Origin of the sequence: Pseudomonas sp. P867, assembly GCF_019891455.1 — a bacterium.
In the GTDB taxonomy this organism is placed as follows: Bacteria; Pseudomonadota; Gammaproteobacteria; order Pseudomonadales; family Pseudomonadaceae; genus Aquipseudomonas; species Aquipseudomonas synxantha_A.
This window is the reverse complement of record NZ_JAFLXB010000007.1, coordinates 242,855-255,295: the sequence shown is the minus strand read 5'-3', so window position 1 is coordinate 255,295 and position 12,441 is coordinate 242,855. Positions and strand designations below refer to the sequence as shown.

At 56.4% G+C, this 12,441-nt stretch carries 11 protein-coding genes and 1 tRNA gene; 4 read left to right on the top strand and 8 right to left on the bottom strand.

Annotation, left to right across the window (positions count from 1 at the left end):
- Positions 1–51: 51 nt before the first annotated feature.
- Entirely contained in the window at positions 52–1,911 is a 1,860-nt protein-coding gene (locus tag J1G33_RS15385) for a calcium-binding protein (RefSeq protein WP_032875541.1), read from the top strand.
- A 110-nt stretch (positions 1,912–2,021) separates the two neighbouring features.
- On the opposite strand, the gene J1G33_RS15380 is transcribed toward J1G33_RS15385, so the two are convergent.
- Positions 2,022–2,489 carry a MerR family transcriptional regulator gene (locus tag J1G33_RS15380; protein ID WP_228308393.1) on the bottom strand — a complete coding sequence of 156 codons (468 nt, stop codon included), beginning with the start codon at positions 2,487–2,489 and terminating at the stop codon, positions 2,022–2,024.
- A 94-nt stretch (positions 2,490–2,583) separates the two neighbouring features.
- On the opposite strand from J1G33_RS15380, the gene J1G33_RS15375 reads away from it, so the two are divergent.
- A complete protein-coding gene (locus tag J1G33_RS15375) occupies positions 2,584–3,222 on the top strand; it encodes an NAD(P)H-dependent oxidoreductase (RefSeq protein WP_032875538.1) in 639 nt (212 codons plus the stop codon).
- A 124-nt stretch (positions 3,223–3,346) separates the two neighbouring features.
- On the opposite strand, the gene J1G33_RS15370 is transcribed toward J1G33_RS15375, so the two are convergent.
- The 3 genes from J1G33_RS15370 to J1G33_RS15360 all read right to left on the bottom strand — a co-directional run bounded on the left by J1G33_RS15370 (position 3,347) and on the right by J1G33_RS15360 (position 6,293).
- Complete coding sequence (locus J1G33_RS15370) at positions 3,347–4,819, bottom strand: serralysin family metalloprotease (protein WP_279309751.1); 1,473 nt, start codon at positions 4,817–4,819, stop codon at positions 3,347–3,349.
- Between the two features lie 608 nt (positions 4,820–5,427).
- Positions 5,428–5,706: a hypothetical protein gene (locus tag J1G33_RS15365; protein WP_078821311.1), complete on the bottom strand. Its 279-nt coding sequence runs from the start codon at positions 5,704–5,706 to the stop codon at positions 5,428–5,430.
- 500 nt (positions 5,707–6,206) lie between these two features.
- Positions 6,207–6,293 (bottom strand) — tRNA-Leu (locus J1G33_RS15360).
- A gap of 224 nt (positions 6,294–6,517) precedes the next feature.
- Here J1G33_RS15360 and J1G33_RS15355 point away from each other — a divergent pair.
- Positions 6,518–6,994, top strand: a complete 477-nt coding sequence (locus tag J1G33_RS15355) for a hypothetical protein (protein ID WP_223018348.1) — start codon at positions 6,518–6,520, stop codon at positions 6,992–6,994.
- Positions 6,995–7,108: 114 nt separating this feature from the next.
- Here the strand turns inward: J1G33_RS15355 and J1G33_RS15350 are convergent, their stop codons facing one another.
- Positions 7,109–7,636: a DinB family protein gene (locus J1G33_RS15350; protein WP_223018347.1), complete on the bottom strand. Its 528-nt coding sequence runs from the start codon at positions 7,634–7,636 to the stop codon at positions 7,109–7,111.
- A 125-nt stretch (positions 7,637–7,761) separates the two neighbouring features.
- Between J1G33_RS15350 and J1G33_RS15345 the strand changes: the two genes are divergently transcribed.
- Positions 7,762–8,457, top strand: a complete 696-nt coding sequence (locus tag J1G33_RS15345; RefSeq protein ID WP_223018346.1) for a tellurite resistance TerB family protein — start codon at positions 7,762–7,764, stop codon at positions 8,455–8,457.
- On the opposite strand, the gene J1G33_RS15340 is transcribed toward J1G33_RS15345, so the two are convergent.
- The 3 genes from J1G33_RS15340 to mgtA all read right to left on the bottom strand — a co-directional run bounded on the left by J1G33_RS15340 (position 8,454) and on the right by mgtA (position 12,419).
- On the bottom strand, positions 8,454–9,275 hold the full coding sequence (locus tag J1G33_RS15340) for a hypothetical protein (protein ID WP_223018345.1): 822 nt from the start codon (positions 9,273–9,275) through the stop codon (positions 8,454–8,456). The genes J1G33_RS15345 and J1G33_RS15340 overlap by 4 nt on opposite strands.
- A gap of 18 nt (positions 9,276–9,293) precedes the next feature.
- Complete coding sequence (locus tag J1G33_RS15335; protein WP_005788155.1) at positions 9,294–9,641, bottom strand: DUF2493 domain-containing protein; 348 nt, start codon at positions 9,639–9,641, stop codon at positions 9,294–9,296.
- Positions 9,642–9,704: 63 nt separating this feature from the next.
- Positions 9,705–12,419: a magnesium-translocating P-type ATPase gene (gene mgtA, locus J1G33_RS15330; protein WP_032875522.1), complete on the bottom strand. Its 2,715-nt coding sequence runs from the start codon at positions 12,417–12,419 to the stop codon at positions 9,705–9,707.
- Positions 12,420–12,441 lie beyond the last annotated feature (22 nt).

Below are 12,441 nucleotides of genomic sequence, written 5' to 3'. Positions count from 1 at the left end.
AGTTATTACCGTCGACTTCGGTGTTGATCGCTGGGCTCAAGGAGTACTGACATGGCTATATTCGATTACAAGGGTCAAGATGCCCGTGTGCTGATTTCAGATGCCTGGAACCTCGCCACTTACACCAGCGGTGTCGCGACCGTAGGCGCGCTCTACAACCTTCCAGGTGCGGTACTGGGGGAGGGCAACACCTTTGCATTGCCCAAAGGCTGGCGTGAAATCGGCGCCAATGAACTGAGCGTTGATAGCAGTCACACCGATATCACCGGAAGCTTCACCGGCGATGGCGTGTTCGGTTCCCAGGCCAGGGTGTTTGGTCAATACGATGACAGTGGTCAATTGCTGAAAATGGGGTTTTCCATTGCCGGCACCAACTCCCTGACTGATCTGCTGGGCTGGCCGGCCATGATCGATAACTCGTATATCAACGGCTATGAGTACCTGCTCAATTCAATCAAGGATTACGCGATAGGCCACAACCTGAGCGGCAAGGATGTGCTGGTAACCGGCTACAGCCAGGGTGGTTCAGTCACTAACAGTATGTATATCGGCAAAGACACGCTGGCAGACGGTTTCTTCAAGGATTCGGACTACTTTGGCATGGAGTCACCCAAGTCCAGCAACAGCGACGGAATCTACAACTTCGGTTTTGAAAACGATGTGGTGCACCGCCTCACCGGTCAGGAAACCAACGTGGGAAGCGCCATCATCGACGCTCTTCAGGGGAGTGACGCCAGTTACACCTCGACGACCGACAATATTGTGCTGTTCGATACGATCTACGCCCTGCCAACCTGGCCCAACGGTCCGTTTTCCATCGCCAACTTGTCAGGATGGGCCGCGCACCTCGAAGGTATTTTTATCAACCCCATCCAGCGCATCGCCCAGTCGACGTTCTACGATTACATCGAGCGCGATAGCACCATCGTGATCAGCAACCTCGACGCGATCAGCCGCAGCTTCACCTGGGTCAGCGACAAACAGACCGCCACCTCCAACCATTACGGTACACCGGCCTTCCTGCTGGGCACCGACAGTGCAGACAAGCTGCAGGATGGTCGCAGCGATGACTTCCTCGACGGGTTCAGTGGTAACGACAGTTTCCGGGTCAGTACCGGTACCGATATCGTTGCTGGCGGTGCAGGCGATGACAAAGTCTTTCTCAAAGGTACGGCGTCCGCCTACGAAGCCGTGAAACTGAGCGACGGTACGTTGTTTTTGAACGATAGCAGCGGCCAATACGGCCTTAAAGAACTGCATGGCGTAGAGCATGTCGAGTTCGAAACGGGCCTTGCCAACACGCTCGGTCAACTGCCTGTTATCGGTGGCATCTTCAGCGGTATCGGGCAGACGCTGACGCCGTCTTATACGGTCACCAACGGCAAGCTGGATTTCGATGGCCTGTTCGGCGCCGACAAGGCTTACGCCAGATCCATTGAAGGTAGCCAACTGGCCGACACCCTGAAAGGCACTGCAGCACGCGACCTGATATTCGGCCAGAACGGCAATGATCGGCTCGACGGTGGCGCCGGCAATGACCTGCTGCACGGCGGTGACGGCAACGACACGTTGCTGGGCGGCATGGGTAACGACTCGCTGTATGGCGCCAGCGGTAATGATGTTTTGATCGGCGGGCAGGGCAATGACCAGCTCAGTGGTGGCGTGGGCAGCGACTTGTTTGTGTTCGATCAGCGCGGGTTCGGCCACGACGTGATCAGCGACTTCAACATCCATCAGAACGGGCATGATCTGCTGGTGTTCGCCAAGTCGTTGTTTGCGAGCGCCGATGCTGTAATCGGGTCCACCACCCAGAACGGCAGTGACAGCGTGATTCTGGCGGGGGACAGCAGTGTCACCCTGGTGGGGTTCAATGCGGCACAGCTGAGCGCAGAGATGATCAGCGTGGTTTGATGCGGCATCGGTACAGTTGGCGGTAAAACCTCACAGGATCGCTGATGCTGTGGGGTTTTTTCTTGCTTATCGTTTTATAGCAATCTATATCCCGCAGTATCGCGTTTTCCTCACTTGCCGGTAGCCATCATGTGCTTGCTTCGCATGACTACGGCTCGATCAGGCCTTGATCGCTCAGCGCTGCGCGGGCAATCCAATCCCGGTGCGATGCCAGTACGAAGGCTTTCTTCAAGGGTTTGTTGCAGCATCAACAACTCCTCACGCTGCACTTTTAGTGTGGCTTCGATTTGCTGTATCTCCTCCAGACGTACATTGATCTGTTCCAGAGTGAGGGATTTGGAGCAGCTCCCGTCATGAAGGAAAAGGCCACGAATGGTGTCGAGGGAAAACCCCAGCCTTTGCGCGTGGATCACGACTTCCAGGCGTTTAATGGTGGACTCGCTGTAATAGCGATAGTTGTTCATGTCGCGCGTGGGGGCGTCCAGCAGGCCTTGCTCCTCGTAGTAGCGTATTGCTGAAGCAGCAAGGCCGGTACGTCGCGCAATCTCGCCTATCTTCATTTTTTGCTTGACCTTCAAGTTGACTTTAATCCGCAGTATAAGCCGCAGCGTAATCCGGAAGGTAATCGGATTGGGCTGGATAAACACCGTTGACCTACGTGGAATGTGAAGAATGAGCAAAATAACCGAGTTGCTGAATTGGCGTTATGCGACGAAAAGTTACGATTCGTCCAAGACAATACCTGCTGAAAAGCTGGAGCGAATCCTGGAGGCGGTACGACTGACGGCGACGTCGAGCGGGCTCCAGCCATTTGAATTGCTGGTGGTGACCAATCCGCAAATTCGCGAAAAGATTAAGGCGGTCAGCTGGAATCAGTCCCAGGTGACCGACTGCTCTCATTTACTGGTGTTCGCCGCCTGGGATGACATCACGCCTGAGCGTGTCAACATGATGTTTGACCTGACCAATACGGTACGAGCTACTGTCAACCAGGGTTGGGAAGACTACCGTCAAATGCTCCTTGGTATAGTCGCCGAGCGTGGACAGGAGGCCAACTATCAAGCGGCTGCGCGCCAAGCCTATATCGGCCTGGGCTCGGCTTTAATCGCCGCGGCATCCGAGCAAGTCGATGCGACGCCCATGGAAGGGTTCGACCCATCGGCTGTCGATGAGATTCTGGGACTGGGAACCAGGCATCTGCGCAGTGTGGTGCTCCTGCCTTTGGGGTATCGGGCAGCAGAGTCTGACTGGCTGGTAAACCTGAAAAAAGTACGGCGCTCTCGCGAAAATTTCGTAACCGAAATCAACTAGGGAGAAGTGCAGCCGCTCCACATTGCAGCAATAGTGGGGCGCAGCTGCATGGGTAGAACTGAGTATTTGATCGTGAGCTCCTTTCCAATCACTGAGCGCGGCGCACGAAGCGCCGCGCTTTGTATCACGCCACGATGTCGCTGACGGCTGCCTGGCCAACGGTGGTGACGAGGAAATCCGCCACGCCGTGCCCGGAGAAGTCCACAGCCAAGGTGCCCAGGTTGGTACCCGAGGCATAGTTCAGCACAGCATCGCCGGCATGGCCGGTAAATGCATTGACGAAGCTCAAGCCCGCACCTTTGGTAATGCCCGACAGGTCGATCTTGTCGGAGCCCGAGGTGAAGTCAAAGATCTTGTCCGCAGCCCCTGGTTTGGAATCGGAACTGGCACCGTACACGAACGTGTCGCTGCCGGCGCCGCCCCACAATTGGTCTGCGCCGCCACCGCCGTAGATGAGGTCGTTACCGGCCCCGCCTTTGATGAGGTTGGCGACTTGGTTACCAATGATCAGGTCGTTGCCGGCGCCACCAAAGGCGTTTTCGACGGTGACGCCCTTGGCGATCGACACGTTGCCGACCAGGCCGCCAACATCGGAGAACGAGGTGGCAGTGAGGTTGATCTTCTGGTTTTGAGTGAAGCCAGAGAAGTCCAGGGTGTCGTTGCCGCCACCGTCCCATATCGAGAACACCAGCTTGTCGGTATTGGAGCTGGCACTGTAGAAATCACGCCCGGTATTGGAGTTGAACCCGTAGGTCGTGTCACCGGCGCGAGTGCTGTAGTTGGCACCGTAGAGCTTCTGGATCGCGGCGATGTCGTCGATCAGCGGGCCGGCAGCATAGGCTTCGACACCACCTTTACTGAAGTTCTGGTTGGTGTTGCTCTCGCTCCAGTAACTCATCACGGAGTAAGCATGTGTATCTTCGGCATATTTCGCATCCGAATACGACGGTTGACCCACACTGGCGTCGTACGAACCTGGGTGCTGCAGTCCAAGCGTGTGACCAATTTCATGGGTCAAGGTTTGACGACCGTAATTGCCGTTTGCCGGTGTTAAATTTTCTTGATAGTTTTGATTGGTATAAAACAACGCATCGCTATTTCCGCTGTTATTAGGGTAAAAGGCGAAAGCCGACCTGGCACCTCCATGCTGCAGGTCGTTACTATAATTACCCAGTGATATATGTGCGTCGCCTCCGCTTCTGGATTCGATGAATGAAATGTTGGCGACGTCCGACCAGGATTGGAACGAAAGGGCTGCCTGGGATCTCTGTTGAGCGTTGAATGCGCTGAAGCCAGAAACATTCTCGGAGGCGTATGCTTGACTTTCTGAAGTCAGAAAGCTGTAGGTGAAGTTGTATTTCCCATTGTGGTCGTTGTCACCCCAATAGTAACCTCCTCGAGTTATTTCATCCGCGGCCTGCGCAATAGTGTAAGACGGCTTGCCCTGTGAGGAATTAAATCCTCCTCGATCATAGGTGTGTGAAAAATTATAGAGTGCCTGGTAATCTTCACTTGTTCGCAGCTGCGCCGAAGTGGTGAGTGGGCTAACAAGATTTTTCGCCAAGATAGTCATACGAGTACATTCCTTCGTGTCCATTGATTTGAAGTGTTATATGCTTATCACGTTTTCGTTGCCTTCTTGTTGTGGTAGTCATTTATAAAGGACTTATGGGTTTAGTGTTATTTAAAAATTAAATATGGTATATAACTTGTTGATATATTCTTAAAAATTATTAAAACACCTTGGGTTGGTGAGTCAATTGACTGATTTTATTGCGGGGCGGTAATTCACGGTTCTCAAGGTGCATCCAAGAGGCGGTTAAGTAGTGTGGTGGCCTATTGATGGCTCGTCCTCAATATATTGATCACGGTCAGATCCCCTCTCATGCTGACTCGGTCAGTTAGCTGGTCAGTGTGTAGAGATCGGTCATGCAGCTGTCTTCTGCCTGGCATTGCTCTCGCTTCGAGATAACAACGAAAGCGAACGAACGATTTGATCTCACTCGCCCGTAGATTGCTCTTGCAAAAAAACTTGGCCTCCACTCTTAAAAACCCCGTAGATTGGGGAACTATAGAAGCTCCAAAATACTGAAGAGGACGTGCCAATACTTACTAATGTGTCGGGTTGGCAACTCCGGCCCGGGCATGAATTTTCTCGGCCGTCTCCTGTTTTGAGTGACCTCTACATGCGTTTACCGACACACATCAGGCATTTACAGACGTTAGTGGGCTAATAGATTGGCCGTGATCTTTGACACGGTCATCCTCGATAACGATTTTGCTGCTGGAGGAAATGTAGTACTCGTTTGTCTTTGCTAGACCTTGGACGACCATTAAATAGCCTCTTGAATCGCTACGCGTCCACGTGTCGCTATTACCTTGCTCTATTGGGTAGTAGTCCTCACTGGGGTTTGTATCAGTATGCCATGCACTTACTGCAACCTTGACAATTCTGCTTGCGCCGTTTGTGATTGTGATAGCCATATTTGCATTCCTTTTGGATTTTAAATTCCATGAGTTGGCTCCCTATTTAAAATAAAGCTGCAGACTTGCCACTGCTACAGAAAATCCGTAGTTAGGTTAACTCGCTGGCGCCATATTCAATTGATACTGGAGTCCAGCTCAATGCTGGACTCCAAGTAAAATGTAATTTGTTGCATGTATATTGTTCTACCTGCTTCCGCAGTCAAGCCTACAGGCGGGAAATGCAAGGTGTCATTACCTTGCCAACGCGTCGATTCTGACGAATGGTTAAATAAGATTTTGAAATAGTTGTTATTCACTCGAGTTCTTTCGCATAGGCCCATTGCCTAGTATTCAATCTGGAGTAAATAAGCACTTTAGCCCTCGCTGCTTCCACCCGGCTCGGCAACTCAATGATGGAAGTTTCTAGAGCCAGTTGGTTTTCGTAGAGCTTAGAGAGAATTGCGGAGCTGAAAAGATAAGGGCCTGCTCAGGTTTCCCTGGCAAGCCCTTGATATCTATGGTGCCCGAACCCGGAATCGAACCGGGACGCCCTTACGAGCGGGGGATTTTAAGTCCCATGCGTCTACCAGTTTCGCCATTCGGGCGGTAGCGCGGTGTAGCAGGGTTGGGAATATATAGATCCTGTCGCTTCGGCGCAACCTCGAAGCGCGCTTTCCTGCATAAAGATACCGATGAAAAAGCGTGGCAGATCAGTGATCTACAGGGCCTTTGGGTTAAGTCCTGATGAATGCTTGCGCCGCAGGAACACGCCTCATAAATGACAGTCATAGCGACATGCCATCCCGGCAAATCGCAAAGGAGTCAGTTGATGCTCAGTGTCCGTAGGCGTTCTTGGATGATGGCTGCAGGCGTGGTGGGGCTGTTGGGTGCGGCGATAGCTGGCCCGGCGCAGGCGGCGAGTGCGGTGCGGTGGGGAGAGTTCAGTGCATCGTCGACAGACAGATTGACGGGCGCCTCGGTAGAGGCGGGCAATACCTATGTGTTGAAGTCGTCGAGTATTTCCGTCGGCGATATCGAGGCGTTGCAAGCGGCGCAAAAGCGTAGCGAAAGCGAGCTGCAAAGCCTGAAAACTAAAGTGGATGGCCAAGACCGTGCATTTGACGAGTTCAAGCGTAAAGACGGGTCGAGTTCCAGCAGCAGTGATAGCCAGTTGTCGAGTCTCAAGCGCACGGTGGATGAGCAGAAAAATACGTTAGATCGGCAGAAAGACGAAATCGCCGGCCTCAAGCGCGGCCTGGATGATTTGAAGCGCAGTGTGGAAACGTTGAGCAGCAAGGTGAAGTAAAGGAGAGGGCTTGCTCGGGAAAGCGGTGCTTCAGTAACTGGCTCAGTGCCTGACGTACCGCATTCGCGAGCAAGCCCGCTCCCACAAGATTTGTGTAATGCGCTGTGCCCGCGTTCAGTCAATCAGTGCCAGCAGGTCGGTAGTACCCACGTCCACGCCAGCCTGGGTCAGCAGTGTTGTCACCTGGCCCCGGTGGTGGGTCTGGTGGTTGAAAAAGTGCACCAGCAGGCTGAAGAAGGGCTTCTCGCCTGCCACGCCGCGCATGTTGTGGTAGCGCAGGCGCTGGTCCAGATGAGACTCCTGCAGCGTGTTGGCCCAATCAATGATCAATTGATCCAGCCAGGCGCGATGGGCTGACAGTTCACTCAAGTTGGCAAAGGCCAATTGCTTGAGATCCACCGGTGTAGGGATGTCACTCAACGGTGCCAACGCGCGAAAGCCCGCCGGATGTTCGGCAAAGCGCTTGAGCCAGACTGTGTCGCCCAGCATCAGGTGGTTCAAGGTGCCGAGGATCGAGCCGAAAAACGCCTGGCGATCCACCGTCAACTCCGCGTCGGTCAAGGTGCCGGCGGCGGCGTAGACCTTACGGTTCATCCATTGATTGTAGTGGGCCATCAACCCAATATGCTCGATGCGGTTCACCGCGGTTCTCCCTTGACGGCATGGTGGCGACATCATAAAGCTTGCCCGCCCGGCGGTCATGGTGTTCCATCGCAGGCGAACTATGTTTGATAAACGCCATTATTGCGCCCCGGGAGGGCGACACCATGAATACCAGCGATCTACTGGAACAACTGTGGCGAGCAGGGCAGCAAGGCGGCGGCGCTTCGGGCGGCGGCCTGGGCGGATTGCTTGGAGGTTTGTTGAAAAACGCCGGTACCGGCAATGCATCAGCCGGTGGCGGCTTGGGTGGTTTACTGGGTGGCCTGGGTGGCTTGTTGGGCGGCGCTCCGGCAGGCGGCACGACCCAGACGCGTAGCAGCGGCGGAATGAATTACGCGGCGCTGGCATCCCTCGGCATGGCCGCCTTCCAGGCGTATCAAGCGTGGCAACGTCAGCAGGCGACTGCGCCGCAGCAAGCCATCCAGACCGTTGACCAGCTTGAAGGGCCTGAAGCCGAAGCCCATAGCCACGGCGTACTGCGTGCAATGATCGCAGCAGCCAAGGCGGACGGCAGGATCGATGAGCAAGAGAAAAAGATGATCTCTACCGAGATCGGCCGTCATACCGACGATCCACAACTGCAGCAGTGGCTCGACGCCGAAGTCGCCAAGCCACTGGATGCCGCAGATTTCGCTGAATATGCCAAGGACCCAGCAATCGCTTCGGAGATTTACCTGGCCAGCGTCCTGCTGGTTAATGATCAGCAGGACGCCGAGCGCAACTACCTGGACGATCTGGCCGGGCAGCTGCAAATCGACCCCCAGTTGCAGGTACACCTGGAGCAACAGGCCAAGGCCTAGAACCTGAAAGTAGCCCCAGTGGTCAGCCACTGGGCACGGTCCCCAGTCAAACTGCGCCCGACCACCAGGTCCACGTCGACAAACTTGCCGACGTGGAATCTCGGCCCCGCCTGCCATGCTTGTTCACCGCCTTCCTGGCCATAGCGTTCGCCAATCAACGTCAACACCTGCGCAAGCTGGTATTCGAAACCCATGCCCCAGGTCAGGCGGTGCTGTTGCGCGCCGTCGTTATAGGCATGGTTCCAGCCGGCATTCAGGTTCAGGCGCAATGCATCCATGGCCTGCCACGTTAACGGCAGGTTGAAGTCAGCGCCGTCGAATGCGTGCTGACGATCGAGGGCAATGTGCGCCCCGGCGGCGATTGCCAGCTCCAGCCCCAAGTCTTCTCGCGACAACAACTGCGCCTTCACCTGTGGGCTGACTTGCGTTTCGCCCTTTCCCGCGTCAGTGGCCCGCGATAACGCCGCGCCCCACTGCACCCATGGCATACCACTGAACGTGCAGGCCGGGGACAAGGTTTCGTTGTGCGTACTGCCTGCGTGCCGATTGGCGGTGTGCCAGGCATCGATGTTGCATTCGCCTGGCGCATTGATCGCGCCATCATCCACCACGTAGGCGCCGCCGGCAGCATTCGCCTTGGAAACCAGGGCGAGGATTAACAGCGTGCCCAGCGTCACGCCGATAAAGATCAGGTTGCGCTGCAAGGCGCGGCGCTTGGCCGGTGGCAAGAGCAGCAGGGTGGGACGCGCCCTGCGCAAATGGCGCGCGCGATATTTGGCAAACCCGTCCGGGTGCTTCGGGTTGTGTGGGGTGTGCATGGTGCACCTCGCTTGAATTCAGCTTTCTACGGTCAGCACCGAAATGCCGCTGGCTTTGGCCTGGCAGACCAACTCCGAGGTATCGTCACCGCCGGGCAGGGCGATGATCAGGTCGGGGCGGCTGTCGGCCAGCATGAAGTGGTTGCGCTGGCGTTCCGCCTGCTTGCCGTGGCGCTGCCAATTGGGTGGGTAGCGCACCACGTCTATACCGATTTCCCGCGCCCATTCCTCGATCTCGCTGCCGAGGAACTGGTTGCCGCCGTGGATCAACACCTGCACTGGGTGCAGGCGGTGGTAAGCGTCCAGCACGTGGCGGGACTTTTTGGTGTCGGCGTAATGACGACCTGCACAGATCAAGACGCGCATAGGGAGCATCCTTGTATTGCGCGGTGGCGGCCGGGCGACCACCACCGTTTGAATGGCGGGGGATCAGTACCACTGCTTGAAGCGGCGGATGTAGATCGTTTTCATCAGTTGAGCGACGCAGCAGTAAGCCAGCAGGGTGCCTACCAGCCATGGGAAGTACGCCATCGGCAGCGGTTGCAGACCCACCAGGGTGCCTAGCGGCGAGAACGGCACGTAGATGCCCAAGGCGATCACAATGCAGGTCATCATCAACACCGGCCATGCGGCCGTGCTCTGGAAGAACGGAATCTTGCGGGTGCGCAGCATATGCACCACCAGGGTTTGCGAAAGCAGCCCTTCGATAAACCAACCGGACTGGAACAGCGTCTGCATTTCCACACTGTTGGCCGAGAACACGTACCACATCAGGGCAAAGGTGGTGATGTCGAAGATTGATGAGGTCGGCCCGATCCAGATCATGAAGCGGCCGATATTTTTTGCATCCCACTTGCGCGGTTTGGCCAGGTACTCCTTGTCCATCTTGTCCCACGGCAGAGCCAATTGGGAGATGTCGTACATCAGGTTCTGCAGCAGCAGGTGGATCGCCAGCATCGGCATGAACGGAATGAACGCACTGGCTACCAGCACCGAGAACACGTTGCCGAAGTTGGAGCTGGCGGTCATGTTCAGGTACTTCATGATATTGCCGAAGGTTTCGCGGCCCTTGAGCACGCCTTCTTCCAGCACCATCAGGCTCTTTTCCAGCAGGATGATGTCGGCCGACTCCTTGGCGATATCCGTGCCGCTGTCCACCGAAATACCCACGTCGGCATCCCGTAGCGCCGGTGCATCGTTGATGCCGTCGCCGAGAAAGCCCACCGTATGGCCGTTGGCTTGCAGCGCCTTGAGCACACGGGATTTTTGCAGCGGTGTCAGCTTGGCGAACACCGTGCGTTCTTCCACGCGGCGCAGCAGGGTGGCGTCGTCCATGGCTTCGATTTCCACGCCCAGCAGCGGCTGGCCGGGTTCGAGGCCAACCTGGCGGCAGATCTTGCTGGTGACCACCGCGTTGTCGCCGGTCAACACTTTGACCGCCACGCCAATCTGTTGCAGCGCGGCAATTGCCGGGCCCGCGGTTTCCTTCGGCGGGTCGAGGAAGGTCAGGAAGCCCTGGATCACGAGGTTGCGTTCATCGGCAGTGGTGTATTGCTGACGCGCCAATGCCTTGGGGATATGGCGGGTTGCGACCACCAGTACCCGGAAACCGTCTTCGTTGTAGTCGTTGGCAATCGCCAGCAGTGCCTCGCGACGGCGATCGTCCAGGGGTACGGCGGCGCCGTCTTCCAGGGTGTGGGTTGAAATGCTCAGCATCTCTTCCACGGCCCCTTTGCACACCAGCAACTGGTCACCGGCGGCATCCTTGACCACGATCGACAGGCGACGGCGTACAAAGTCGAAGGGCAATTCATCGACCTTGCTGTAGGCAAATGGCACCTGGAACTTGGGGTTTTGCGCCGAGAACTGCACCACGGCCTGGTCCATCAGGTTCTTCATGCCGCTCTGGTGAAAGCTGTTGAGCCAGGCCAGGGACAGCACCGCGTCGTCGCGCTGGCCGAAGGCGTTGACGTGATGCTCAAGGATGATCTTGTCCTGGGTCAGGGTGCCGGTCTTGTCGGTGCACAGCACATCCATTGAACCGAAGTTCTGGATCGCGTTGAGGCGCTTGACCACCACTTTGCGCTTGGCCATGGCTGTAGCGCCTTTGGCCAGGTTGGCACTGACGATCATCGGCAGCATTTCCGGGGTCAGGCCGACGGCTACCGCCAGGGCAAACAGGAAGGCATCGCCCCAGTCCCCCTTGGAGAAGCCATTGAGGAAGAACACGATCGGCACCATCACCAACATGAAGCGGATCAGCAGCCAACTGACACTGTTCACGCCACGGTCGAAGGCGGTTTGCACCCGCGAGCCGACAATCGCCTTGGCCAGGGAGCCGAAGTAAGTGCGCGGTCCGGTAGCCACCACCACCGCCTTGGCGCGGCCGCTCACCACGTTAGTGCCCATAAAGCAGATGTTCGGCAGGTCCAGCAGATTGCCTTGGTCGGCGGCGAGGTTGGAGGCGGATTTTTGCGTGACATCGCCCAGGGTGTCGTACTTCTCCACCGGCAAGGCTTCACCGGTCAGCACGGCCTGGCTGATAAATAGGTCGCGTGACTCGATCAGGCGGATGTCGGCGGGGATCATGTCGCCGGCCGACAACTGCACGATGTCGCCGGCCACCAGATCGCGCATCGGCACTTCGCGCAAAGTGGGCTGGGCGCCGACCTGTTCGCGACGTAGCACGGTGGCGGTGGTGCGTACCATCGCCTTCAGGGCCTCGGCGGATTTGGCCGAGCGGTGTTCCTGCCAGAAGCGCAGCAGGCTGCTGAGCAACACCATGGTCATGATGATGATGACTTTGGTCAGATCGACTTCTTCACCCGCCTGCAGTGGCAACCAATAGTCGGTGACAAAGCTGATGCCGCCCAGGGTCAACAGCACGTAGATGAACGGGTTGTTCAGTGCCTGCAGGAACTGGACGATGGCGTGTGGCGGCTTGTCATGGGCGACTTCGTTATAGCCTTCCCGTTGCAGACGCGCTGAGGCGTCCAGTTCGGTCAGGCCGTCCTGGGTGGCTCGTACATTGGCGAGGGTGGCCGCCAGGCCATTCTGGGCTTCACGGGCGGCGCGCATCGACAGCTTGGTGTCGGCAGCGGTGCCATTTTTCTTGTGCAGAGGCGTGTTTTTTACGGCGCTCATTGTCTGTACTCCTGTCGCCAAT